This window comes from Aquimonas voraii, assembly GCF_900101825.1.
GTDB lineage: Bacteria > Pseudomonadota > Gammaproteobacteria > Xanthomonadales > Xanthomonadaceae > Aquimonas > Aquimonas voraii.
On record NZ_FNAG01000001.1, the window covers coordinates 858,746 to 883,894 of the forward strand.

General features: G+C 67.7%; 17 protein-coding genes. 9 read left to right on the forward strand and 8 right to left on the reverse strand.

Annotated features, from left to right (window positions below):
* Window positions 1–20: 20 nt before the first annotated feature.
* From BLP83_RS03630 to parE, 3 genes are all read right to left on the reverse strand, one after another.
* A complete protein-coding gene (locus tag BLP83_RS03630; RefSeq protein WP_245679961.1) occupies window positions 21–956 on the reverse strand; it encodes a DMT family transporter in 936 nt (311 codons plus the stop codon).
* Between the two features lie 236 nt (window positions 957–1,192).
* Window positions 1,193–1,558, reverse strand: a complete 366-nt coding sequence (locus BLP83_RS03635) for a VOC family protein (RefSeq protein ID WP_091238931.1) — start codon at window positions 1,556–1,558, stop codon at window positions 1,193–1,195.
* Between the two features lie 159 nt (window positions 1,559–1,717).
* Window positions 1,718–3,607 carry a DNA topoisomerase IV subunit B gene (gene parE, locus BLP83_RS03640; RefSeq protein WP_091238932.1) on the reverse strand — a complete coding sequence of 630 codons (1,890 nt, stop codon included), beginning with the start codon at window positions 3,605–3,607 and terminating at the stop codon, window positions 1,718–1,720.
* A gap of 265 nt (window positions 3,608–3,872) precedes the next feature.
* On the opposite strand from parE, the gene BLP83_RS03645 reads away from it, so the two are divergent.
* On the forward strand, window positions 3,873–6,515 hold the full coding sequence (locus BLP83_RS03645; protein WP_091238935.1) for a M36 family metallopeptidase: 2,643 nt from the start codon (window positions 3,873–3,875) through the stop codon (window positions 6,513–6,515).
* Window positions 6,516–6,677: 162 nt separating this feature from the next.
* Here BLP83_RS03645 and BLP83_RS03650 read toward each other — a convergent pair whose 3' ends face one another.
* The 5 genes from BLP83_RS03650 to gshB are packed head-to-tail and all read right to left on the reverse strand — an operon-like array spanning window position 6,678 to window position 10,527.
* A complete protein-coding gene (locus tag BLP83_RS03650) occupies window positions 6,678–7,631 on the reverse strand; it encodes an aspartate carbamoyltransferase catalytic subunit (RefSeq protein WP_091238937.1) in 954 nt (317 codons plus the stop codon).
* A 24-nt stretch (window positions 7,632–7,655) separates the two neighbouring features.
* Entirely contained in the window at window positions 7,656–8,102 is a 447-nt protein-coding gene (ruvX, locus tag BLP83_RS03655; RefSeq protein WP_091238940.1) for a Holliday junction resolvase RuvX, read from the reverse strand.
* Window positions 8,099–8,668, reverse strand: coding sequence for a YqgE/AlgH family protein (locus tag BLP83_RS03660; RefSeq protein ID WP_091238944.1), 570 nt, complete (start codon window positions 8,666–8,668; stop codon window positions 8,099–8,101). The genes ruvX and BLP83_RS03660 overlap by 4 nt, the downstream gene beginning before the upstream one ends.
* Window positions 8,669–8,728: 60 nt before the next feature.
* Window positions 8,729–9,607 carry an energy transducer TonB gene (locus tag BLP83_RS03665; RefSeq protein WP_091238948.1) on the reverse strand — a complete coding sequence of 293 codons (879 nt, stop codon included), beginning with the start codon at window positions 9,605–9,607 and terminating at the stop codon, window positions 8,729–8,731.
* The gene (gene gshB / locus BLP83_RS03670; RefSeq protein ID WP_425388955.1) at window positions 9,604–10,527 is read right to left on the reverse strand and encodes a glutathione synthase; all 924 of its coding nucleotides are present in this window, start codon (window positions 10,525–10,527) and stop codon (window positions 9,604–9,606) included. Before gshB ends, BLP83_RS03665 begins: the two co-directional genes overlap by 4 nt.
* On the opposite strand from gshB, the gene BLP83_RS19340 reads away from it, so the two are divergent.
* The 8 genes from BLP83_RS19340 (at window position 10,462) to BLP83_RS03705 (ending at window position 25,111) form a co-directional block, all read left to right on the forward strand.
* Window positions 10,462–10,608: an LEPR-XLL domain-containing protein gene (locus tag BLP83_RS19340; protein ID WP_425388960.1), complete on the forward strand. Its 147-nt coding sequence runs from the start codon at window positions 10,462–10,464 to the stop codon at window positions 10,606–10,608. The genes gshB and BLP83_RS19340 overlap by 66 nt on opposite strands.
* Before the next feature lie 359 nt (window positions 10,609–10,967).
* Complete coding sequence (locus BLP83_RS03675; RefSeq protein WP_091238954.1) at window positions 10,968–11,369, forward strand: response regulator; 402 nt, start codon at window positions 10,968–10,970, stop codon at window positions 11,367–11,369.
* Between the two features lie 39 nt (window positions 11,370–11,408).
* Window positions 11,409–11,792, forward strand: a complete 384-nt coding sequence (locus tag BLP83_RS03680; protein WP_091238958.1) for a response regulator transcription factor — start codon at window positions 11,409–11,411, stop codon at window positions 11,790–11,792.
* Window positions 11,789–12,340 (forward strand): chemotaxis protein CheW, encoded by a 552-nt coding sequence (locus BLP83_RS03685; RefSeq protein WP_091238961.1) that lies wholly within the window; start codon window positions 11,789–11,791, stop codon window positions 12,338–12,340. The genes BLP83_RS03680 and BLP83_RS03685 overlap by 4 nt, the downstream gene beginning before the upstream one ends.
* A gap of 244 nt (window positions 12,341–12,584) precedes the next feature.
* Entirely contained in the window at window positions 12,585–14,630 is a 2,046-nt protein-coding gene (locus BLP83_RS03690; RefSeq protein WP_091238964.1) for a methyl-accepting chemotaxis protein, read from the forward strand.
* A 70-nt stretch (window positions 14,631–14,700) separates the two neighbouring features.
* A complete protein-coding gene (locus BLP83_RS03695; protein WP_176763993.1) occupies window positions 14,701–15,525 on the forward strand; it encodes a CheR family methyltransferase in 825 nt (274 codons plus the stop codon).
* A gap of 12 nt (window positions 15,526–15,537) precedes the next feature.
* On the forward strand, window positions 15,538–22,632 hold the full coding sequence (locus BLP83_RS03700) for an Hpt domain-containing protein (protein ID WP_091238970.1): 7,095 nt from the start codon (window positions 15,538–15,540) through the stop codon (window positions 22,630–22,632).
* Entirely contained in the window at window positions 22,616–25,111 is a 2,496-nt protein-coding gene (locus BLP83_RS03705; RefSeq protein WP_091238973.1) for a chemotaxis protein CheB, read from the forward strand. Before BLP83_RS03700 ends, BLP83_RS03705 begins: the two co-directional genes overlap by 17 nt.
* Window positions 25,112–25,149 lie beyond the last annotated feature (38 nt).

Here is a 25,149-nt window from a genome sequence, read left to right on the forward strand (position 1 = left end):
CCGAACCTTGAGGCCTGCGCTCAGCCGATGTCCTTGGCCTCGCCCACGCCCGCGTTCTCGGCATGGGGGGGCTGGCGCGGGCGCCGCAGCAGGGGCTGCGCGAACACCGCCAGCAGCAGGATGGCGACACCGGCGTAGAAGCTGGCGTCCAGCTCGCGCTGTTCGTTGAACAGCAGCATCGCCAGCAGGATCGCGTAGACCGGTTCCAGGTTGATCGCCATCTGCGCTGAGAACGCGCTCATGTGACGCAGCGCGACCAGGCTCAGCGTGAAGGGCAGCAGGGTGCAGCCCAGCGCCAGCGCCAGCAGGAAGGCGAAGTCCTTGCCGTCGGGGATCAGGCCACCCTCGGCCGGCAGCGGAAACGCCAGCAGCAGCAGCGGCGCCAGCAGGGTCAGGGTGAGCGTGCCGGCGCCCAGCTCGATGGCGGTCACGGTCAGCGGCTCGCCGTCCTCGACGTAGCGTTTGTTGAGCGCCGAGAAGAAGGCGACGATGAACGCCGACAGCGCGCCCATGGCGATGCCCGCACGCATCTCGACAGGGACGCCGCCCACGACCAGCGCCACACCCGGCAGTACCGCGACACCCAGCGCCAGCTCGCCGCGCGAGAACGGCCTCTTGGCGATCCAGGGTTCGATGAAGGCCAGGAACACCGGCCCCAGGGCCATGCAGGTCGCGCCGACCGAGGCATTCGAAAGCTTGATCGAGCCATAGAAAGTGAGCCAGTGCAGGGCCACCAGCGCACCGATGCCGGCGTAGATCCAGATCTGTCGCGCGCGCATCCGGCGCAAGCTGCGCCAGACCGCCGGCACCAGCGCCAGCGCAGCCGTCACCAGCAGCATCCGCCACCAGACCAGCGGCAGCGCGGTCAGCGTGATCAGCTTGCCGAGGATGGCGGTAAACCCCCAGAGCATCACGCAGAAGTGGATCTGCAGCTGGGCGCGGGTTGCAGGGGTCAGGGCCACGGGAGGGGGAGATCGAGGGCCGCGGTCGCGGCGAAGCCGCATAGGCTGGGCATGCGCTGCAGGGCGCGCAATAGGTCCAAAGACAAAGGGCGACCGATGTCATGCACCGGCCGCCCTTTTCAGTGGATGAAGCGAGGGATCCCAGAGTTCCGAACCGCCGACGCTGGCCGCGCAAGCTGCTCCGAATCCCGAATCCCGAATCCCGAATCCCGAATCCCGAATCCCAGCCCTCACCCCATCTTGAAAACGCAGAGCTTGTTGCCGTCGAGGTCGCGGAAGTAGCCGGCGTAGAAGCCCGGGAAGCGCTCGCCAACGGCGCCCTCATCGGTACCGCCCAGCTCCAGTGCCTTGGCGTGAAGGGCGTTCACGGTTTCGCGGCTGTCCACCGCCAGCGCGGTCATGTTGCCGTTACCCGGGGTGGCGGGCTGGCCATCGAAGGGTTTGATCACGCCCACCGAGGGGCCGCGACCGGTGCTCCAAGAGATGAAGCGCGGCCCCTGCATGCCGCGCTTGGCGCCGATGCTGCCGAGCAGAGCGTCGTAGTAGGCCGCTGCGCGGTCGAGATCGTTGGTGCCTAGGGTGACGTAGCCGATCATGGAGCACTCCGGTGGGGGCGCCGCAGCCGCGGCGCGAGGTGGGAAAGGCCGCAAGTCTGCGGTCCCGCAGCATGGTGGAAGCGCGAAGGTCAGCGGAAGCGCGGATCCGGACCCGGGCCGGGTCGATTCCGCCATCTCCGCTGACACCCTGCGAACCCGTCAGATCTCGATGGTGGCGAGATCGCCCTTGGTTTCCAGCCAGGTCTTGCGGTCGGAGGCGCGCTTCTTCGACAGCAGCATGTCCATCAGGGCGCGGGTTTCCTCGGGCGCTTCGACGGTGAGCTGGACCAGACGGCGCGTGTCCGGGTGGATGGCCGATTCGCGCAGCTGCGAGGGGTTCATTTCGCCGAGACCCTTGAAGCGGGTGACGTTGACCTGGCCGCGGATCTTCTCGCGTTCGATCTTGTCGAGCAGCAGGCGCTTTTCCTCTTCGTCGAGCGCGTAGAAGACCTGCTTGCCGACGTCGACGCGGAACAGCGGCGGCATCGCCACGAACACATGGCCGGCGGCGACCAGCGCGGGGAAATGCTGCAGGAACAGGGCCGACAGCAGGGTGGCGATGTGCAGGCCGTCGGAGTCGGCGTCGGCCAGCACGATGATCTTGCCGTAGCGCAGCCCGCTGATGTCGGTGCTGCCCGGGTCGCAGCCGATGGCCACCGCAAGGTCGTGCACTTCCTGCGAGCCGAGCACCGCGCCGCTTTCGACTTCCCAGGTGTTCAGGATCTTGCCGCGCAGCGGCAGGATGGCCTGGAAGTCCTTGTCGCGGGCCTGCTTGGCGCTGCCGCCGGCGGAGTCGCCCTCGACCAGGAACAGCTCGGTGCGCGACAGGTCCTGGCTGGAGCAGTCGGCCAGCTTGCCGGGCAGGGCAGGGCCTTGCGTGATCTTCTTGCGGACGATCTGCTTCTCGGTCTTGAGTCGCGCCGACGCGCGCTCGATCGCCAGCTGGGCAATGCGCTCGCCCATCTCGACGTGCTGGTTCAGGAACAGCGAGAAGGCATCGTGGACCGCGTTCTCGACGAAGGCGGCAGCCTGGCGCGAGGACAGGCGCTCCTTGGTCTGGCCGGAGAACTGCGGGTCGGTGAGCTTCAGGCTCAGCACGCAGCAGACCCGGTCCCAGACGTCTTCGGGGGCGAGCTTGACGCCGCGCGGCAGCAGGTTGCGGAAGTCGCAGAACTCGCGCAGGGCTTCGGTGAGGCCCGAGCGCAGGCCATTGACGTGGGTGCCGCCCTGCGCGGTGGGAATGAGGTTGACGTAGCTCTCCTGCACCAGCTCACCTTCGGCGGCCCAGCACAGCGCCCAGTCGACGGCCTCGGTGTCGCGCTTCAGCGCGCCGACGAAGACTTCCGGCGGCAGGTACTCGCGATCGGCCAGCTGGCTCTTCAGGTAGTCGCGCAGGCCGTCCTCGTAGTACCAGCTGTCCTTCTCGCCGCTGGCCTCGTCGACCAGGGTGACCTTGAGCCCCGGGCACAGCACGGCCTTGGCGCGCAGCAGGTGGCGCAGGGCGCGCAGCGAGAACTTCGGCGTGTCGAAGTACTTGGGATCCGCCCAGAAGCGCACCTTGGTGCCGGTGTTGCGCTTGCCGACGGTGCCGATGATCTCGAGCGGGCTCACCCGATCGCCGTCGGCGAAGCTCATCCGGTACTCGTTGCCGTCGCGGCGGATGGTGACATCGACCTTCTTCGACAGCGCATTGACCACGCTGACGCCGACACCGTGCAGGCCGCCGGAGAAGGTGTAGTTCTTGCCGCTGAACTTGCCGCCCGCGTGCAGGCGCGTGAGGATCAGTTCGACGCCGGGGATGCCTTCCTCGGGATGGATGTCGACCGGCATGCCGCGGCCGTCGTCGGCGACCTCGCAGCTGCCGTCGGCGTACATCGTCACTTCGATGCTGCGGGCGTGACCGGCCAGGGCTTCGTCGACGGCGTTGTCGATCACTTCCTGCGCCAGATGGTTCGGGCGCGAGGTGTCGGTGTACATGCCAGGGCGGCGCTTGACGGGGTCAAGGCCTGAGAGAACTTCGATATCGGCGGCGTTGTAGCGGCTGCTCATGCGGAACGTCGAGGCAGTGGGCGGAAAGCGGATCCGCGGGGGCGCAAGGTTACCTGTTCATGGGCCTTCAGCGCGCTCCCGGAATTCCGCAGCGAGAACCTGATGCCGCGCGGGAATCCGTGCGCCAGCCGGCACTGGACAGAGCCGCATTCTTCACATCAGAGTCCCGCCCGGCCGCGGCGCTCTCGGGGGAGATCTGTCGCGTAGAGCTATCGCGATCGCGCGCGGCCGCGCCTCCACCCTCACTTTCGCTTCCGGGGAAACCATGTCCTTGCATTCCTTGCGCCGCCTTGCCGTCGGCGCCTTGGCGCTCGCCGTCTCGTCCGCGCTCAGCGCTTCCGAAGTTCCCGAGTACCGCCTGAGTGGCCCGGCCTCTGGCCAGCCCGCGGCAATCGCCAGCGCCTATCTGGAGCGCGACTTCGCCCGCTTCCAGCTGCGCGGCAACGAGCTGGAGCATCGCGTGCGCGATGTCGTGCCAACCCGCCACAACGGTCTGACCCACGTCTACCTGCAGCAGACCGTGGGCGGGATCGACGTCGATGGCGCGATCTCGACCGTCAATGTGATGCGCGATGGCGCGATCCTGAGCCTGGCCGATGCCTTCGTGCCGGAAGCGCCCTCGCGGATCAACCGCAGCGTCCCTCTGATCGATGCCGGCACCGCCTATCTCGCCGTGGCGGACTACTTCAAGGTTTCGATGGCGCGAGCACCGCAGTCGCATGCGGCGCGCGGCGGCCCAAGCCAGCACCAGGTGTTCTCCGGTGAAACCCTTTCGTCCCAGCCCGTGCCGGCCGAGCTCATCTATGTGAGTGAGGGCGATGCGCTGCGTCTCGCCTGGAACCTGACCGTCGACCGCTTCGAGTCCGACAATGTCTGGGCGGAAGTGCGCATTGATGCCGAGACCGGCGAGGTGATCGATCTCGCCAGCTATGTCGCCCATCTGGGCTCGCCGGCGGCGCCCAAGGGCGGCCCGTCCCTCGGCTACAGCGCGAGCTATCGCGTGCTGCCGATGCCTTTCGAGACGCCGCAGGATCCGGGCGCCAGCTTCCAGGTGGTCACCGATCCGCATGATCCCGAGGCCTCGCCGCGCGGCTGGCACGACACACGGGATCTGTCCGCCCTGGGATTCGAGTTCGCCGAAACCCGCGGCAACAACGTGGTGGCGCGCGCCGACCTGCTCGCGAACAACAGCGCCGACAACTTCCGCGCCCCGGCGACAGTCGACGGCACTGCGCTGGCCTTCGATTTCGCCTTCGATCCAGCGCAGCCGCCCACCAATGGGCAGAACCAGCCTGCCGTGGGCAACGTGCCGCCGGCCCTCGTGAACCTGTTCTATTGGAACAACGTGCTGCACGACGTGCTCTGGCACTACGGCTTCGACGAGCCGGCCGGCAGCTTCCAGGTCAACAACTACGGTCGCGGTGGTGCCGGTAATGATGCGGTGAACGCCGACGCGCTCGACGGGTCTGATCGCAGCCCGCCGAACACCAACAACGCCAACTTTGGCACTCCGCCGGATGGTTCGGCTCCGCGCATGCAGATGTTCCGCTGGACCGCGCCGGTGGTCGGCTCGGTCGCATTCACTGCGCCCCTCACCGCTGAGTATCAGACGAGTGCCGCCAGCTTCGGCGGAAGCCTGAGCGCGCCCTTGAGCGGCAGCTTCGCCCTCGTGGATGACGGCGGCGCCGATGGGGGCGTGTTGGGGTGCACGGCGCTGACCAACGGCGCCGAGATCAGCGGCCGGATCGCCGTGGTCAAGCGCGGCGTCTGCGAGTTCGGCGTCAAGGCGCTGAACGCCCAGAATGCCGGCGCGGTCGCCGTGCTGATGTGGAACAACCAGGGTGGCACTGCCTTGTTCACGCCGGCGCCGGGCGCGGCGGGTGCCCAGGTCACCGTGCCGGTCTTCGCGATTTCGCAGAACAACGGCGACAGCTTGGCGCTGGAATTGGCGGGCTCGTTCGGCGAGGGCACGCTGTCCCCGGCGTTGGCGATCGGTCCGGATCGCGACAGCGATTTCGATGCCGGCATCATCGCCCACGAGTACGGCCATGGCCTGTCCAACCGCCTGACCGGCGGACCCAGTGCGTCGACCTGCCTCAACAATGCCGAGCAGAAGGGCGAGGGCTGGTCCGATTTCGTCGGCCTGATGGTGACCCTGCGCCCGAACGCCTGCGCAGCGCCGCGCAGCATCGGCACCTATCCCAGCTTCCAGGCCGTGGGCGGGCCGGGGATTCGGCGCTTCCCGTACAGCCGCGACCGCGCGGTGAACCCCTTCACCTTTGCCGACACCAACAGCACGGTGCAGAGCCAGCCGCACGGAATTGGATCGGTCTGGGCGACCATGCTGTGGGACATGACCTGTGATCTGATCGACGAGCACGGCTTCGATCCCGATCTGGTCAGGGGGACGGGCGGCAACAACATCGCCATGCAGCTGGTGGTCGACGGTATGAAGGCCCAGCCCTGCCGTCCGGGCTTCGTGGATGCCCGCAACGGCATCCTCACCGCCGATGAGGCGAACAACGAGGGGGCCCACCGCTGCACCATCTGGCGCGCGTTCGCTGCGCGCGGTCTTGGCCAGTCGGCCAGCAGCGGGCTCAACGTGGATCGTTCGGATCAGGTCGAGGCATTCAACCTGCCGACCGACTGCGCCGACCATGTGGTGACCCTGCAGCTGGCAGGCGAGGGCACGGCCAGCCCGAATGCCTCGCAGGGCCTGCTGACCGGCGGCGTCGCGCGCTACACGCTGACGCCCGCCGCCGGCTATCGCTTGGAGTCGGTCGAAGGCTGCGCCGGCACGCTGTCGGGCAGTGTGTTCACCACCGGCGCGGTGACTGCCGATTGCACGGTGACGGTCAACTTCGAGGCGATCCCGATGGAGGTGTTCGCCGACGGCTTCGAGCCCTGAGGCCCCAGCGGGAGGTCCGGCCATGCCGGGCCTCCCGCCGTCAGTCGGGTCCTAGCCCAGCAAGTGGCGGCTGCCCGCTCCGGTTGCTCGGGCCAATGGCCTGTGCCCTCCGGGGGAACCGGGGTGCCCGGCCCGCGCCGGCCACTCTGTGTGCAAACGGAGTCAGCGAGGTTCGAGCAGCGCCGCCAGCACGGCCATGCGTACCGCGACGCCATTGCTGACCTGTTCGAGGATCACCGACTGTGGTCCATCGGCGACTTCATCGGTGATCTCGACGCCGCGGTTCATCGGGCCCGGGTGGGTGACGATCGCTTCAGGCGCGGCCCGCCGCAGGCGGCGTATATCAAGGCCGTAGTCGCGGTGGTAGTCGGCCAGCGAGCTGACCAGGCCTTCCTCCATGCGCTCACGCTGGAGCCGCAGCATCATCACCACGTCCACGCCCTCGATCGCCTCATCCAGGTGGTCGAAGAGACGGCAGCCCTCCAGCGTGCCGTCGACCGGCAGCAGCGACGCCGGGCCGCAAACGCGGACTTCGCCGGCGCCCAGGGCGCGCAGGGCGTGCAGATCGGAGCGTGCCACCCGCGAGTGCAGGATGTCGCCGACCAGCAGGAACCTGAGCCGCGAAAAATCGTGGCCCTTGAGCTGACGCACGGTGAGCATGTCGAGCAGGCCCTGGGTGGGGTGGGCAGCGCGGCCGTCGCCAGCGTTGATCAGGTGTACGTGCGGCTGCGCCGCTTGGGCAAGCTCAGCGAGCGCGCCGGATTCGGCGATGCGGATCACGAAGGCATCCGCACCCATGGCTTCGAGGTTGCGGAACGTATCGAGCAGGGTTTCGCCCTTGCGCGAGGACGAGTGGGCCACATCGAAGTTCAGCACCTCGGCGCCCAGCCTGCGCGCCGCCAGCTGGAACGAGCTGCGCGTGCGGGTGGAGGGCTCGAAGAACAGGTTCACCACGGTCTGTCCGGCCAGTGGGGCGAGCGCGGCGCGACCATCCAACGCCTGTGGTCGCAGCGCCTGCGCGCGATCCAGCAGCGCCTCGATCTCGATCCGGGTCAGGCCTTCGAGGCTGAGCAGGTGGCGCAGGCGGCCGTCGGGGTGGTGCTGGAGGCGTGTCATGTTCGCGTGGCGATGGACAAAGGGTCAGTCATGCTGGCCAAGCCAGCGTTCGAGGATGATCTGTGCGGCGAGAGCATCCAGTAGTTCGGCGTGCGAGCGCTTGGCTCGTCCCTCGCTGCGGGCCTGAGCGAAGCGGCGATCGGCCTCGCGCGAGCTGGAGCGCTCGTCGACCAGTTCGACCGGCAGGCGATAGCGCTGTTCGAGCGCGCGCGCGAAGCGCCGCGCGCGCTGGGTGGCCGGCTGCACTTCGCCCTCCAGGGTGAGCGGTTCGCCCACGATCAGACGCTGCGGCGACCACTCGCGCAGCAAACGGTCGCAGTGCGACCAATCTGGCTGGCCCTCATTGACGGCCAGCACGGCGAGTGCGCGGGCACTCATCGACAGGGTGTTGCCGACCGCGACGCCGGTGCGGCGCGCGCCGACATCGAAGCCCAGCACGCAGACCGGCGCGGGCGTGCCGCCAGTGCTCATGCGTGGCCCGAGTAGTCGGTCAGCAGGCGCAGATCGACACCCAGCAGAGCTGCCGCTCGGTTCCAACGCCGCTCCAGAGGAAGGTCGAACAGGATCGACTCGTCGGCGGGAGCGGTCAGCCAGGCGTTGGCAGCAAGTTCTTCCTCCAGCTGCCCGGGGCCCCAGCCGGCACAGCCGAGCGCAAGCAGCGCCTTGGCCGGCCCCTGACCCGCGGCCATGGCGGCCAGGACGTCGCGTGAAGTGGTCAAGCGGACCTGATCGGACACGCGGAAGCTGGAGTCCCACTCGCGGCCGTCCTCCAGATGCAGCACGAAGCCGCGCTCGGGATGCACCGGGCCACCGCTCAGCACTTCGCGTGCGCCGAGCTGGCCGGTGCGATCGTCCAGCCCGAGCTGCGACAGCACCTCGGCCATGTGGTAATCGGAGGCGCGGTTCAGGGTGACCCCCATCGCGCCCTCCTCGTCGTGCCGGCAGATCAGGGTGACCGTGCGCGCGAAGTTCGGGTCGTCCAGCCGGGGCAGGGCGATCAGCAGCTGGTTGCTGAGGGAGCTGGGGGACAAAGGCATATGTGCAATTCTAGCAGGGCGCCTCGTCCGCCCCGCGCGATGGCGACCCGGCCAGCGGTTTCAGCGGTTGCGCAGTACGTTCCCGGGCTGGAACTCCCAGGTGCGGGTGATGTGCAGGATCTCGATATCCTCCTTGGTCTCCGGCAGCGGCGGGTAGGGCTCGCCCAGGCGGACGATGCGCAGTGCGGCTTCGTCCAGCACCGGGTAGCCGCTGGAGCGGATAATGTCGATGCGCTCGATACTGCCGTCCCGGCGCACGGCCACGGTCATCAGGAGCTGGCCGAACAGGTTGCGTCTGCGTGCCTCGTCCGGGTAGTTGAGGTTGCCGATGCGTTCGACCCGCTGCACCCAGGCCCGCATATAGGCGGCGAATTCGTACTCGGCGGTGTTGGCCGAGATGAATTTGCGTCTCGGCCGCTTTGCGTACGACTGGCTGTCGCGCTCAATCTCCGCGGCGAGCCGGGCCATCTCCATGCTCTGCTCCAGCAGGTGTCGAGCGCTGGGCAGGGGCGTGTCCGGCGTCGGTGCGCGGTCGGCATCGGGCGCCTGTCGATCCGACGGCGCTTGCGTGCTGACGACCTGCTGGGTGCGTTCGGGCTGGGGCGGCGGCGCGGCCGGGCTGGCGGCCACCGGGGCCAGACCGGGCTGTGACTTCGGTACCGGCGAAGACACGGGTTCGCTCGGCCGTTCGGCCTTGTCGGATTCACCGCCGCCCTGCTGGCTGCTCTGTGCCAGGAAGTCTGGATTCTCGGGGCGCTGCTCGCTGCGGGTCTGGGTGAGGATCACGTCCAGCGTCGGTCGCAGCGGGGCCGGGTTGTCCACAGTGAACCCGATGCCCAGCGCCAGCACGGCGTGGGCGATCAGGGAAAACACCAGGGTCGCGCCCAAACGGTCGCCGTCACCGACCGTGACGGCCTGGTCCTTGTCTGCTTCCGTCACCGCAGGCGGGCCTCGATGGCGTCGAACAGCAGGCCGGCGATGTTGATGCCGAACTGGGCGTCCAGCTCGCGGATGCAGGTCGGGCTGGTGACGTTGACCTCGGTCAGCCAGTCGCCGATGACATCGAGGCCGACGAACAACATGCCGCGACGCTTGAGTTCGGGGCCAACCTGGGCGGCGATCCAGCGGTCGCGTTCGGTCAGTGGTCGGCCCTCGCCACGTCCGCCTGCCGCGAGGTTTCCGCGGAAGTCGTCGGCGGCCGGAATCCGCGCCAGCGCATAGGGCACCGGCTCACCGTCGACCAAGAGGATGCGCTTGTCGCCCTGGCGGATCTCGGGCAGGTAGCGCTGGGCCAGCGCCAGCTGGCTGCCGCCCTGGGTGAGGGTCTCGAGGATGACTTTGAGATTGTCATCGCCGGCGCGGGCGCGAAAGATCGAGCGGCCACCCATGCCGTCCAGCGGCTTCAGGACGCAGTCGCGCTCGCTCTCGATGAAGTCGCGCAGGTGGACAGGATCGCGGGAGACCCGTGAGGCCGGAATGCACTGCGGGAAGTGCAGGGCAAACAGCTTCTCGTTCATGTCCCGCAGTCCCTGCGGGTCGTTGACCACCAGCGCACCCTGCGCCTGCGCCAGGGTCAGAACCTGGGTGTCGTAGAGGTATTGGCTGTCGAACGGTGGGTCGCGACGCATCAGGATGGCATGCATCTCTGCCAAAGGCCGCCAGCGCGCCTCTCCCCGCTCGAACCAGCGGGTGGGATCGTCGAACACCTGCAGCGGCGCCAGCCGCCCCTGCGCTCGTCCGTTCTCGATCGCGAGGTCGCCGCTGGTGGCGTAATGCAGATGATGGCCGCGGCGCTGGGCTTCGAGCAGCATGGCGAAGCTCGAGTCCTTCTTGATGCGGATCCCCTCGATGGGATCCATGACGACGGCGATGTCCATGTCCTTGGGGGAACTCCAGTCGAGGCGTCGAAGCCGGGCTTGAAAGGCCTGCCCGGGCGCTGAGGGTCGGAAGCCTGGTGGCAGGGGGCTTTCACGCTGACACTGCGGGTCACGCTCCCTGCTGCCAAAACGTGGGCTGCTCGACGCTTTTCAACGGCATCATGCGAAGCCGGTGCACAAGCCGCCGGAGCCACGTGAACGCTGGCTATACTAGCAGCCACTCGATCCTGCCCAGCGGGCTCGGGTGGCCGCCGAAGGACGCCGATGACGGGCCCGCGCGGCGGTGGATGGGTAGACAGGCGGCTGCAGGGGAGCGCGCTCGTGCCTGGTAGCAGGCTTTGCTTGACAGTTCCGGCAACGGCTGGGATATAGCTTCGGATCGCGCGGCCCTCGTGTAGGCCAGCGCCCTGTGGGGAATGCGAATGGAAGAGAACCAAGGTACGGCCAGCCTGGAAGGCCTGAAGGTGATGGTCATCGACGACTCGAAGACCATCCGCCGGACGGCCGAGACGCTCCTCAAGAAGGAGGGCTGCGATGTGGTCACCGCCACGGATGGTTTTGAAGCGCTGGCCAAGATCGCCGACCACCACCCGCAGGTGATTTTCGTCGACATCATGATGCCGCGACTGGACGGCTATCAGACCTGCGCCCTCATCAAGAACAACCAGGTGTTCCGCTCGACGCCGGTCATCATGCTGTCCTCTAAGGACGGCCTGTTCGACAAGGCCAAGGGGCGAATCGTCGGCTCCGAGGAGTACCTGACCAAGCCGTTCACCCGCGACGAACTGCTCTCCGCGATCCGTCGTCACGTTGGTCGCGGCTGATATCGACTTATCCGCAAGGCCTTCAGGGGGCGCTTTGCAATGGCACGAATCCTCATCATTGAAGACTCACCGACGGATACCCGCGTGTTCAGCCAGATGCTCGAACGCGGCGGCCACTCCGTGCGCGCGGTTGGCAGTGCCGAAGAAGGCATCACGGCCGCCGAGGCGGAACAGCCTGACCTCATCCTGATGGACGTCATCCTGCCCGGCATCAGCGGCTTCCAGGCGACCCGCTCGCTGTCGCGCTCGCCCAAGACCCAGCACATTCCGATCATCATTGTCAGCACCAAGGGCATGGAAACCGATCGCGTCTGGGGGCTGCGCCAAGGCGCCAAGGACTACGTGGTCAAGCCGCCGGCCGAAGCAGATCTTCTGGGGCGCATCAACGCGCTGGTCGGTTCGCGTTCGGGAGCGGGTGCATGAGTGCAGCTGTTTCCCCGCACGACCCCTTCGCGGTTCTCGCCGACTACGAGGCGCGCAGCCTTTCGCATGTCGCCGGCCTGCCCGAGCAAGTCGATGCGGCCAGCGTCTGGCGCGGCCTGGGCTACCGTCTGGGCAGCCACCTGCTGGTGTCGGCGATCTCCGACATCGCTGAGCTGCTGACCCTGCCGCCACCGACGCCGGTGCCCGGTTCTCAGCCTTGGCTGCTCGGCGTGTCCAATGTGCGTGGCACCCTGCTGCCTGTGGCGGACCTGAAGCAGTTCCTCGAAGGTGAGCGCACGGTAGTGCACGAAAATACCCGGGCGCTGGTGATCAAGCAGCCTGGCGGTAACGTCGCGGTGCTGATCGACGAGTTGTTCGGCCAGCGCAACTTCTCCGATGAGCAGCGTGTGCCAGTCAGCGAGGATGCCGACAGCCGCTACGGTGCCTTCGTCACCGACGCCTACGCTCTGGCAGGAACCGTTTGGAAAGTGTTCGACATGGCCAGGCTGGTCCGCACAGCGGAGTTCCGGCAGGCCGCAGTGGCCTAGCCCGTGCGCGCGGAGTCGCCGCTGCGCGCGGCGCCAGGGGGCTGGCAGGGGTTTCGATGAGCAGGGCGGCTCGCGACTGGGCCGTTCGCGGTGACACAACAGGGGCCGCGCAGGGAATGCGCGGTCGTTGCGGTTCGGGCTCGTGCCCGAACCGCAGATCTCCGAGGCGGCGGGTGTCGTCGCGGGGGTGGTGGCTGCGGGGTGCGGGATGCATCGCGAGCCGGGTTTTCTGGGCGAGGGCCATATGAGTACGACCATCGGCGCGATCGGCGGCAAGGAACGACGCGGCATCCTGAACTTCTGGATCTTGATCCTCACGGTCGCGATCCTGCTCTTGGGTATCAACTTCTACTTCTCGACGCGCTACGCGCAGCAGGAGGCGGATGCCCGCGACATCGTCGCGACGATCCAGGTGCAGTCGCAGCAGATCGCCAAGTTCGCCCAGGAAGCCGCGGCCGGTGGCCTGGAATCCTTCGGAGAGCTGGAAGGCACACGCAGTTCGATCCAGAACAACCTGAACCGACTGGCGCAGGGGGACCCGGAAACCGGCTTGCCCTCGTTCGCGGAATCGCTGGGCGGCGTGAGCGCTGCCAACGAGCTGGCTGCTCTGCAGACCGCGTGGAGCTCGATCGACGAGAACGCCGCGCGAATCCTCGACCGCCGCGAGCTGATCGTGAACCTCGCCGATTCGGCCTCGGCCTTCTCGGCGAGCGTGCCGCAGCTGCAGGGGCAGATGGACGAAGTCGTCCGTGCGATGACCGATGGCGGTGCTGCGCCGACCCAGATCACGATCGCCAACCGCCAGCTCATTCTGGCTGACCGTATGCTGCGTTACGTCACCCAGATTCTGCAGGGTGGCGCGGCGGCCACCTCGGCAGCCGATCGTTTCTCGCGCGACTACGCCATGTTCGGCAACGTACTGACCGGCCTCGACGCGGGCAGTGCCGAGCAGGGCATCCGCCGACTCGATGCCCCTGCCGGTCGCGCGGCGCTGGCCCGTGTCGCCGAAGCCTTTGCCGGCGTGCGGCTGGACGTCGAGTCCATCCTAGGTGGCGCCACCGACCTGTTCGAGGTCAAGGAAGCCTCCGATTCGATCTTCCGCGAGTCCGAAGAGCTGCTGGAGCGCGCTCGCGCGCTGGGTCTGCGCATCAGCGCCATGGCCGGCGAGCGCACCTTCCCCAGCCTGATCATCGGCGTTATTGCCGCAGCGCTCGCAGTGTTCGCCCTGATCGGTCTGTTGCTCACCATCTATCGCGATCAGGCCCGCCGTTTCTCGGTCACCCAGGAGCTGAACCAGCGTAACCAGGAGGCGATTCTGCGTCTGCTGGACGAGATGGGATCGCTTGCGGAAGGCGACCTCACCGTCCGCGCGACTGTCACCGAGGACATCACCGGCGCGATCGCGGACTCGATCAATTTCGCGGTCGAAGCGCTGCGCTCGCTGGTCACCACGATCAACGAGACCGCCGTGCAGGTGGCCGCCGCCGCCCAGGAAACCCAGGCGACCGCGATGCACCTCGCCGAGGCCGCCGAGCACCAGGCGCAGCAGATCACCTCGGCTTCGGCCGCGATCAACGAAATCGCGGTGTCGATCGACGAGGTGTCGAAGAACTCAGCCGAATCCGCGGACGTTGCGCAGCGCTCGGTGCAGATTGCCGCCAAGGGCGCCGAAGTGGTGCGCCAGACGATCCAGGGCATGGACTCGATCCGTGACCAGATCCAGGAAACCTCCAAGCGAATCAAACGCCTGGGTGAAAGCTCGCAGGAAATCGGATCGATCGTCGAACTGATCAACGACATCGCCGAGCAGACCAACATTCTGGCGCTGAACGCCGCTATTCAGGCGGCATCGGCCGGTGAAGCGGGCCGCGGTTTCGCGGTCGTGGCCGACGAAGTCCAGCGCCTCGCGGAACGCGCCTCGAACGCGACCAAGCGAATCGAAACCCTGGTGCAGACGATTCAGGCCGACACCAACGAAGCGGTGAGCTCGATGGAGCAGACCACCGCGGAAGTGGTGGCCGGTGCCCGCCTCGCCGAAGATGCCGGCCTTGCGCTGGGCGAGATCGAAAAGGTCTCGAACGACCTGGCGGACCTGATTCAGAACATCTCCGAGGCGGCACGCCAGCAGTCGGCCGCGGCGACCAATATCTCGGCGACCATGAACGTCATTCAGGAGATCACCACGCAGACTTCGATGGGCGCCAGCCAGACGGCGGAGTCGATTGGAAACCTGGCGCAGCTGGCGGCGGACCTGCGTCGCTCGGTCGCCGACTTCAAGCTGCCGGGCTGAGACGGGCAAGGCTGCGAACGCCATGGCACTCGCGATCAGCTCGCTGCTGCCCGAACTGGATCCCGGCCGGATGGACGACGCCGAGTTCCAGCGCTGGGTGCGCCTGCTTGAAAGCCGTACTGGCGTGACCGTGCCGCCGGAGCGCAAGCCGTTTCTTGAAACGGGCTTGCGTCGGCGCATGCGCGAAGCGGGCTTCAGTTCCTACGCCGCGTACTACGAGGAGCTGATGGCGGGCGCTCGTGGGCAGATGGAATGGGTGTCGCTGGTGGATCACCTCACGGTCCACGAGACGCGCTTCTTCCGTCATCCGCCCTCGCTGTCGCTTATTCGCGACCAGTGGCTACCGACCTGGCTCGCGCAGGCGCCCGCCGACCAGTCACTGCACGCCTTGAGCGTGGGCTGCTCGACAGGCGAGGAGGCTTACACCTTGGCGATGGTGCTCGACGAAGCGCTGGACGCCCAGTTGCCGCCACGTCGCTTCGGGATCACCGCCACCGACGTCAGCCAGGCGGCGCTGGCCGTGGCTCGCACAGCCTGGTATCCGAAGGCGCGTCTCGCGGAAATCCCTGAGGCATACCGCGAGCACGCCGTCGAAAGCGCGGAGGCCGGAGGCTTCCGGGTGGTCGAGCGCTTGCGGCGGCGAATCGGCTTCGCCTGCGTCAATCTGCTGCACGCGACACGTGCGCCACTCCGTCAACTTGATCTCATCTACTGCCAGAACGTCCTGATCTATTTCGCCCGGGAACGCCGCGGCGAGCTTCTGGACGGTCTTGCACGCCTGCTGCGTCCAAACGGTCTGCTGGTGCTTGGCGCCGGCGAGGTCCTCGGTTGGAACCATCCGCAGCTCACCCGCACCAGTGGACGCCAGACACTGGCGTTCCTGCGCAATTCGTAACGAGAGCCCGGCATGAGGCTGCAAGACGACATCGACTTCACCACGCTCACCTGGGTCAAGGGCGAGCTCGACGAAACCCTCAAGCAGGCGCGGCTTGCGCTTGAGGCGTTCGTCGAGGATCCCGACGACGCCTCGCAGATGCGTTTCTGCGCGACCTACCTGCACCAGGTGCAGGGCACGCTGCGCATGGTCGAGCTCTACGGTGCCGCGATGGTCACCGAGGAGATGGAGCACCTGGCCACCGCCTTGCAGAACCGTCAGGTCAGTGCCCTCGATGAGGCCTATGCGGTCCTGATGCGCGGCATCGTCCAGTTGCCCGACTACCTGGAGCGCCTGCAGAGCGGCCACAAGGACATCCCCATCGTCCTGTTGCCCCTGCTCAACGACCTGCGCGCCGCGCGCGGCGAGAAGGGTCTCCCCGAGAGCGCGCTGTTCGCGCCGGATCTGTCCCAGCCGCTGCCCGGTTCGGCGGCCGGCCCGGCCGTACCCTTGCCCGAGCTGGAACTGCGCCAGCTTGGCGGCGTTGCGCGCAGTCAGTTCCAGATTGCTCTGCTGCGCTGGTTCAAGGGCCAGGACGAAGATGCCAATCTGGCCCGGATGGTCGAGGTCTGCGACCGCCTGGTCAGTACGATCACGCAGGAAGAAGGCCGTCGCCTGTTCTGGGTGGCCGGTTCGGTGATTCATGGCGTGCGCAGCGGCGAGATCGAAGCCAGCGCCGCGCTGAAGCAGACCGTCGGGCGCGTCGAGCGTGAGATCAAGCATCTCGCCGACGCCGGTGAGACCGGATTCCGGGTGGATCCGCCGCGCGAGCTCACCCGCAATCTGCTGTATTTCATCGCGCACGGCCGCGCCAGCAGCGATCGCTTGGTCGAAGTGCGTCAGGCCTTCCGGCTCGACATGTTCGTGCCTACCGCCGAGGAGTTCGAGGACGCACGGCGAAGCATCAGCGGACATAACCGCGCGCTGCTCGACACCGTGGCTGGCGCCATTCGCGAGGACCTGCTGCGCGTCAAGGATGCGCTTGACCTCTACCTGCGCAAGCCTGACGCCCAGCCCGGCGAGTTGTCGGGCCAGGTCGACGTGCTCGATCGCGTGGGTGACACGCTCGGCATGCTCGGGCTTGGCGTGCCGCGTCGCGTGGTAATGGAGCAGCGCGACGTGGTTTCGCTGGTCGCCCAGGGCCAGCGTCCGGCGGATGAGTCCACCCTCCTAGACATCGCTGGCGCACTGCTCTACGTCGAGGCCACGCTCGACGATCAGGTCCAACAGCTTGGCAGTCCTCACGCCCAGACCGGTGCTGCCGAGGCCTTGCCGCGCACTGAAGCACGCAAGGTGCTTGAGGCCGTGCTGAAGGAGGCCCAGAGCAACTTCGCCCAGGCAAAGCAGTGCTTCGTCGCCTTCGTCGAGAGCAACTGGGACCATGCCCAGCTCACGGACGTGCCGCGTCTGCTCGAAGAAGTCGCTGGTGCCGGGCGCATGCTCGATCTCGGCGACGCCGCAGCGCTGTTGCACGCTGTGGGGCGCTTCACCGCGGTTGAGCTGGTGCAGCATCGCCGCGTGCCGAACGGCCAGCAGATGGACACGCTGGCTGATGCCTTGGCCAGTCTGGAGTACTACCTGGAGTCCGTCCGCGAACAGCGTGGAGACCGCACCAAGATCCTCGATCTCGCCCGTGAGCGTCTGACCCAGCTCGGCTACTGGCCGGTGCCGGAACACGCGCTCAGCGCTCCGGAAGCCGAGATTCCGGTGGCTCCCCAGGATGCAGCCGAGCAGGCCGCAGCGGTCGAGGCCTTCAATACCGAAGCGGACGCTCCCGTGGTCGCCCACGATGGACACGCCGCCGAAGGTCTGGTGGTCGATTCCGGTGTGCCCGAACATCCGCAGGTGCCTGACCTTGCGAGCCTGGGCGCCGTCGACGTGGTGCCCGGTGAGGATCTCAGCGACCTCGTGGTCGGCGAGACCGCCGCGCAGGCCCTGCAGCCGGCGCGCGAGGTGCACGATCTGGCAGGTTTCATGCCGGCCGAGACAGAGTCCACGCGGCCGCCAGCGGCGCCCGCAGGCAAGGAGATCGTCGGCTTCCAGTTGGGCGCCGAGGACATCGACGAAGAAATCCGCGAGGTCTTCGTCGAGGAGGTGCAGGAGGAGATCGACAACCTTCGCCAGCTTCTGCCCGCCTGGCAGGCCAATCCGGAGGACGTCGAATCCCTCAAGCCGATCCGTCGGGTTTTCCACACTCTGAAAGGCAGTGGCCGCCTGGTCGGCGCGATGGTGCTGGGCGAGTTCGCCTGGAAGATCGAGAACATGCTCAACCGTGTGCTCGACAAGTCGATTGCGGCGGGGCCAGAGGTGGTGTCCCTCGTTGCCGAAACGCGCGATGTCCTGCCGCGCTTGCTGGCCGCACTCAGAGGGGAGACCGGCCAGTACGCCGACCTCGAGGGCATCGAGCAGGTCGCGGAAGCTCTGGCGAGTGGGCAGCTCGTCCAGTACCGCCCGCAGCCGCTGGTCGCAGAAGTTCCTGAAACTGAGGCGCCGCTTGGTCAGACGCTGGCAGGTACCGCATCCGGCGATGTCCAGGCCGAAGCCGAAGCCGAAGCGGCCGAGCTTGAGCCTGCCGAAGAGATCGTCGTCGCCGAGGAAGTGATCGACCTGTCGCCCGAGGATGCCGCTGCCATCGAGGCCCTCCTTTCTGGCGCCTCGGCCGGGCAGGAGCACGCTGACGACGTCTCGCCATCCGTCCTTGAAGATGCCCTGACGCCAGACGTTTCCTCGCCGCAGCCGGCCGAACCGGCAGCGGATGAGCGCAGTCCCGATGCGCATACGGAGGAGGCGACTGCGCTCACGGAGATGCCGCTGCCTGGCTTGGAGGAAGCTCCGCAGTCGGAGGCAGCGATTGGCCCCGAAGTGCCCGTGGAATCGTGGTCGATCGAGCCCGTGGTGGAGGATGCAGCCGACGCGCCGGACGCGGTGGAGGCTTCCGCCCTCGACGCTGGGGGCGCGATCGAGTCGCTCGTGCCGGCGGACCTGTCGGCCGGCTTCGAACTGGCGGAAGAGGAGCCCGCCGGCAATCTGGTTCTGATCGATCCCGATCTGTTCGAGATCCTCAAGGCCGAGGTGGCGGGGCACTTGGACACGGTCGAGGCCTACTTGACCCGCAGTGCGGGCGCGCCGCAGCCGGTGCAGGAATCGCTGCTGCGCGCTGTCCACACGATCAGCGGTGCCTTTGCGATGACCGAGGTCGAGGTCGGTACGGAACTGGCCTGGCCGCTTGAGGGATACATCAAGCGCCTGCTGGCGCAGTCCGCCGCGCCGTCGCAGATCGGCTTCGATTGCATCGAGGAGGCAGCGCAAGCCCTGCGTGCTCTGATGATCGAACTGGATCAGCCGATGCCACGGCCAGCGCGGCACACGCGCCTGGCCCAGCGCATCAGCGCGCTGCGCGACGCCCTCCCGGAGCCGACGCGTCCCGTCATCGACGTTGGCATCGAGGATGAACTCGCCGCGGAGACCCAGGCGATCCCGGGCATGGAGGCCACGTCCTCTGCGGGCGCGGATGTCTCCGCAGCGGCGCCCATGGAGGCCAAGACCGAGCCGGCGGTGCCGGTGGAACCGGTGTTCCTGGCCGAAGAGGCGAGCGCCTCCGAGATCGGCGACAGCGGCGAGCTGTCCTTTGCGTTCGAGCTGGAATCCTCTGAACCCTTCGATCCGGAGGCGCAGGCGCAGTCCGCGGATCTTGAAATCATCGAGACCGAGGGTGGGGCGCCTTCGCCCTACTGGTCGGATACCGAGTCCGTGTCACTCCAGCCCAGCGTCGATTCGAGCCTGACGCTTGACGAACTGGGCGAGGCCGAGGCGGCTGACGCGTGGCTGGCCGAGTTCGAGAAGCAGGTCGCGGGTGAGGCCGCGCAGGCGGCGCTGCCAGGTGAAACGAGCGCCGTCGACCTGGTTGCCGAGTCGGAAGCGGACCGCGCAGTCGCCGCGTCGGACATGTCTGAGACCCTGCTGTCCGACCATGAGGACGAGCTGCTCATCCGCAGCCTTCTGGCCGAGTCCGAGCCGACGCAGCCCGCATTCGAGGACATGGCGGCGGCGCAGCCGATTGCCGAAGCGAACGGCGGGAGCGACAGCCTCGACGGGGGAAGCGAGCTCGCAGCCGAGTCGGAGGCACATGAGGCCCTCGAACGCGTGGCCGGGCCGCAGGCGCCTGAGGGCGAGGCGTTGCCGGAGACGATCTCGCTGGAAGCTCTCGAGCTGATCGAGTTCGACGCACCAGGCGAAAGCACGCTCGAACCCGCATTGCGGGACGAAGTCATCGTTCCTGAATCGAACCTCCTGGAGCCCGACTCCAGCGAGGCGATGGGCGAAGACCTGACGCCTGCGACGCTTGAACACTCCGCGACGTCGGCAGAGGAGCTCGGTTTTGAAGCGCTAGAACTCGAAGAGCCGAACCTCGAGTCCTCTGCGACCGAGGCGGTCGCAGAGCTTGGCGAACAGGGGTTTGAAGCCGAAGGCTATCCCGAGGCGGAGTCGACAACCGCCGAGGAGGCGCCATCGGCCTTGCCGCCTGTGGCGCTGGAGACTGATGACATAGTCATCGTCGAGCAGGCTGTGCTGGAAGATCTGGACAGGATCGGCGGCGAGCCCGCTCTGCAGGAAGCGATTTCCGAGCCCTCGATCTCGGCACCGCCTGCCGCGGCGGCAGGGGGCAAACTCGCGATTCCGGCCGACGCCGACCCCGAGGGGCCGCTTGATCTGACCGACGTCGATGCCGATCTCCTTGATGTGTTCCTGGAGGAGGGTGTTGACATCCTCGACCACTCCGACGGCCTGATGTCGCGCCTGCGCGACGCGCCGCACGAGCAGGAGCTGGTGATCGGCCTGCAGCGCGACCTGCATACCCTGAAGGGTGGCGCGCGCATGGCCGGCCTGAACCCGATCGGCGATCTCGCGCACGCCACCGAGTCCCTGCTCGAAGCCGTCGCCGCGGGTGGCCGTGACCTGGGCACGGTCGGCGTGGAGGTGCTGGAGCGCGCGTTCGACCGCTTGCACAACCTCGTGTCGAGGGTGGGCGAGCGCCGCGCCATCGCGACGCCCGTGCACCTGCTGGCGGCGGTAGAGACCCTGCTGCGCGGCGAAACGCTGCCGACCGTCTCGACCGAGCCCAGCGCGGTCGAAGCGGCTCCGAGCGTGGTCGAAGCGCCTGCCGTTGCCGCCAAAGCACCGGCGCCGATCCGCTTCATTCCGACCGAAACGGCGCTGGACGAAGAGGAGACCGTCAGCCGTGCGCCGCAGGAGCAGATCCGCATCCGCGCCGACCTGCTCGATCGCCTCGTCAACTACGCAGGTGAGGTCGCGATCTACCGAGCGCGACTTGAGCAGCAGTTGGGTGCGTTCCGCGGCAACCTGGGCGAACTCGATCAGACCACCACGCGTTTGCGCGAGCAGCTGCGCAAGCTTGAAATCGAAACCGAGGCGCAGATTCTCTCGCGCTACCAGCGGCAGCAGGACGAGGGTGACGCCGAGTTCGATCCGCTGGAACTCGACCGTTTCTCGACCCTGCAGCAGCTGTCGCGTGCGCTGTCCGAGTCGGCGGCCGACATCATCAACCTCCAGCACACGCTGGAAGATCTGACCCGGCAGTACGAAACCCTGCTGCTGCAGCAGTCGCGCGTCAGCTCGGACCTGCAGGAAGGCCTCATGCGTACGCGCATGGTGCCCTTCGATTCGCTGGTCCCGCGCCTGCGCCGCATCCTCCGCCAGACCGCCGGTGAACTGGGCAAACAGGCGCAGCTGAAGGTGGAAGGCGCCCAGGGCGAAATGGACCGCAACGTGCTGGATCGCATGACCGCGCCGCTGGAGCACATGCTCCGCAACGCGGTGGCGCACGGCATGGAGTCGCCGGACGAGCGCCGTGCGGCGGGCAAACCCGCCGAGGGCACGATCCGCATCACGGTGGCCCGTGAGGCCTCCGAAGTGCTGATCCGCGTCATCGACGACGGCCGTGGCCTCGATCGCGACGCGATCCGCCGCAAGGCCATCGAGCGCGGCCTGATGAAGCCGGACGCCCAACTGGGCGACCGCGACCTCTACGGCTTCATCTTGGAGAGCGGCTTCTCGACGGCGCAGACGGTCAGCAAGATCGCCGGTCGCGGCGTTGGCATGGACGTGGTCTACAGCGAAATCCGCCAGCTCGGCGGCTCGCTGCACATCGAATCGGAGCGCGGCCGCGGCACCGAGTTCGTGATCCGGCTGCCCTTCACCCTGGCGGTGACGCAGGCGGTGTTCGTCAAGCAGGGCGAAACCTCCTACGCCATTCCCATCACCTCGGTGCAGGGCGTGTCGCGCATCGATCGTGCCGAACTCGACAAGCAGCTGGCCTCGGGCAGCCCGAGCTTCAGCTACGCCGGCGAGGACTACGCGATCCACGACCTCGGACTGCTGCTCGGCCAGCCCGCGGCGAAGGCGGCGGACAGCCTGCAGGTGCCCGTGCTGCTGGCGCGTTCGGGCGACCAGCGCGCAGCGATCTGCGTCGACAACGTGCTCGGCAGCCGCGAGATCGTCGTCAAGCCCACCGGCCCCCAGGTCAGCTCGATCCCCGGTATCTTCGGCGCCACCATCATGGGTGACGGCCGTGTCGTGGTGATCCTCGACGTCGCCCCGCTTGTTCGCCGTGCGGCTGCGATCGAGCACGCCATCGAGCCGGTCGCGCCGGAGGATCAGCGCGTGGTGCCGCTGGTCATGGTGGTCGACGACTCGATCACCATGCGCAAGGTCACGGGCCGCGTGCTGGAGCGCCACAACTTCGAAGTCATCACCGCGAAGGATGGTGTCGATGCCATCGAGAAGCTCGCCGAGCGCGTGCCCGACGTGATGCTGCTGGACATCGAGATGCCGCGCATGGATGGCTACGAGCTGGCCACCCACATGCGCAACGATGCACGCCTGAAGTCCGTGCCGATCATCATGATCACCTCGCGCACAGGCGACAAACACCGCCAGCGCGCCTTCGAGATCGGCGTCGATCGCTATCTCGGCAAGCCCTACCAGGAGGCCGACTTGATGCGCAACGTCCAGGAAATCCTGCAGGTTCGTCGTGAACGCGGTCGCTGAAGTCCGCACGGCCGTGTCGGTGGCCCTGCTCGGGCCGGCCGATGCCGCCCGCGAGCAGCTGCGCCAGGCCCTCGTGGGACTGGGCGCGGACCTCGTCTTCGAAGGCGAGGTCCGCCAGGGTGGGGCGCTGGTCGGTCGCGCTCCGCAGGTGTTGATCGTCAACCTCGAACCCGGCGTCGAGGACGACCTCGACGCCTTGCAGGACCTCTTCGATTCCCCGGACACCTCGGTTGTGTTCAACGAGGGTGAGGTGTCCAGTCAGCTGACTGGCTGGGATCTCGCGCGCTGGGCTCGCCACCTCGCGGCGAAGGTGCTCGGTGTGCGTGACACCCTGCCCCCGCCGCCCAGCGGCGCCGAGCGCCTGCCCGAGCTCAGCGTGCTGCCGGAGCCGGGCCGCCCGATGACGCCCTCGCAGCAGCAGGACCATCTGCGCTTCGATGACTACGCCGAGGAGGCCTTGGGCCACAGCGGCGAGGTGCCATCGAGCCCGAGGCTGGAACTGGCCACGCAGGAGCCGGCCGCGGCGCTGGAGGGCCTCGACTTCGATTTCAGCCCAGTGCAGGCGGCGGAATCGCCCCAGCATGCCGGCGAGGCGACTCCTTCCGTGGCGGAAGGCAGCGATACGCTGGAGTCCATGGATCTCTCCGCCCTGTTCGAGCAGGATCTGAGCGAGGTCTCGCCCGACGACATGCTGCTCAAGCTGCAGCAAGCCATGGGGCTCGACCCCATGCCAGTCGAACCCCTCGCGGGCGCGAGTGCGCCGATGGTGTCGCCCGACGATAGCGGGGCGACACAGGCGCGCGAAGTGCACGAGCCTCGTGGGGCCGAGCCCTTGTCCGTCGAGTCCGGGACAGCTGAGCCTACGCGGCTTGGCGAGACGCATGCCGGTGCCGAGGACATCGAACTGGCGACGCTGGTGCTTGAGGATTTCCAGGTCGACGAGTTCGCATTCGAGAAGGCGGCGCCGAACGAAACCAACCTCGAAGCGTCGGCGGGAGAGTTCGATGCCGCAGCCGATGAATCTGCAGTCACCGACTTCGCGGAGACCGGCTTCAGTTTCGATCCAGTGGCCTTTGAATCCGAACTCTCGACGGAAAGCGCGCCGGCGCCTGTCGACCGCGTGGTGCCCGAGCCCGTCGCTGACTCGATGGGGGGGGCTGAGTCGCTGGAGCTTGAAGCCTTCGATTTCAGCGACTTCGATGCCGCTGTCGAGCCGGAGTCCGCGGCTGAAGCGTCGACGTCCGCTCCGGTGGCGCGTTTCGACGCCGAGGACGCCTCGCTGGGCGGCACGCTGACCCTGGAGTCCGCGATCGATGACGAGGAAATCGCTCGGCTCGCCGCGGCGCTCGATGAGCAGCCGGAGCGCCCGGCCCCGGTGGACTTGCCGCCGCTGGACTTCGATCTGCCGCGGGACCGCGGTTCGGACGCGGTCGAGCCCGCGCCGAGCCGGGTGCCGGAGCCCGCGCCTCGCGTGCAGCCGGTGCCGGACGTTTCGCCCGCGCCGCGCAAGGGCTTCGGCGAGCTGTCGCTGCAGCCGCTCGACGACGGCTTCATCGATCCCGGCGTCAAGGCGCCTGAAGCGCCGACCCGCAACTTCGATTTCAGCCATCTCAGCCTGAGCCTGGAGCCCATCGAGGTCGACAGCCCCGCGCCTTCCGCTGGCGCAGCGGTCGAAGCTGCACCCGGCAGCATGCGCGAGGGGGCATGGCTGCGCGATCTCCACGAGCTGCCCCAGCAGGCCGTGCCGGCAGCCAGCGCCGCCGAGGCGGTGGAAGCGGAAGCGGCTGCCGCCCCGAGCGCAGCCGCGGTCGAAGAGGACCTCGGCGCCGGTTTCGATTTCACCCCCAGCAGCCCGACACCGCCACCGATTCCCGCGGCCGCTGTCTCCTCACATCCGCCGGCGCCGTTCGCCGAGGGCCTCAGTCGGGTCATCGTGCTTTGCGCCTCGATCGGTGGCCCGGATGCGGTGCGCAGCTTCCTCGCTGAAATCCCGCCAGGATTCCCCGCGCTGTTCGTGGTCGTGCAGCACCTTGAGAACGGTTACTTCGAGCGCCTGGCCCAGCAGCTGCAGAAGGCCAGCCGGCTGCCGGTGCGGGTGCCCATGGCAGGATTGGCGGCTCGTGACGGCGAGGTGTTGGTGGTGGCCTCGGGGGCGCGCTTCAAGCTGACCGCGGAGGGCGCCGTCGAGCTGGGCGAGTCCAATCCGGATACTCGCTATCGCCCGTGCATCGACGACGTGCTGAACGATGTCGCCGATACCTTCGGCCCGCATGCCCACGCCATCATCTTCAGCGGCATGGCGGCGGATGCGGTCGAGGGCTCGGTGTATCTGAACCAGCGGGGTGGTCTGGTCTGGGCACAGGATCCGGAAACCTGCGTGGTCAGTTCGATGGTGGACGGTGCGCGTGCGCGCGGCGTCGTCGACTACATGGGCAGCCCGGCCGAACTCGCACGTCGCTGCGTGCAGCGCTACGGCTGAGGCCGCCCACCCCATCCGCGCCGATCACGCGCGTCCGC

Coding starts and splice junctions, on each gene's coding strand:
- BLP83_RS03635 (WP_091238931.1), bottom strand. CDS start 1,558: ATGATCGGCTACGTCACCCTAGGCACCAACGATCTCGACCGCGCAGCG.
- parE (WP_091238932.1), bottom strand. CDS start 3,607: ATGAGCAGCCGCTACAACGCCGCCGATATCGAAGTTCTCTCAGGCCTT.
- BLP83_RS03645 (WP_091238935.1), top strand. CDS start 3,873: ATGTCCTTGCATTCCTTGCGCCGCCTTGCCGTCGGCGCCTTGGCGCTC.
- BLP83_RS03650 (WP_091238937.1), bottom strand. CDS start 7,631: ATGACACGCCTCCAGCACCACCCCGACGGCCGCCTGCGCCACCTGCTC.
- ruvX (WP_091238940.1), bottom strand. CDS start 8,102: ATGAGCACTGGCGGCACGCCCGCGCCGGTCTGCGTGCTGGGCTTCGAT.
- BLP83_RS03660 (WP_091238944.1), bottom strand. CDS start 8,668: ATGCCTTTGTCCCCCAGCTCCCTCAGCAACCAGCTGCTGATCGCCCTG.
- gshB (WP_425388955.1), bottom strand. CDS start 10,527: ATGGATCCCATCGAGGGGATCCGCATCAAGAAGGACTCGAGCTTCGCC.
- BLP83_RS03675 (WP_091238954.1), top strand. CDS start 10,968: ATGGAAGAGAACCAAGGTACGGCCAGCCTGGAAGGCCTGAAGGTGATG.
- BLP83_RS03680 (WP_091238958.1), top strand. CDS start 11,409: ATGGCACGAATCCTCATCATTGAAGACTCACCGACGGATACCCGCGTG.
- BLP83_RS03685 (WP_091238961.1), top strand. CDS start 11,789: ATGAGTGCAGCTGTTTCCCCGCACGACCCCTTCGCGGTTCTCGCCGAC.
- BLP83_RS03690 (WP_091238964.1), top strand. CDS start 12,585: ATGAGTACGACCATCGGCGCGATCGGCGGCAAGGAACGACGCGGCATC.
- BLP83_RS03695 (WP_176763993.1), top strand. CDS start 14,701: ATGGACGACGCCGAGTTCCAGCGCTGGGTGCGCCTGCTTGAAAGCCGT.
- BLP83_RS03700 (WP_091238970.1), top strand. CDS start 15,538: ATGAGGCTGCAAGACGACATCGACTTCACCACGCTCACCTGGGTCAAG.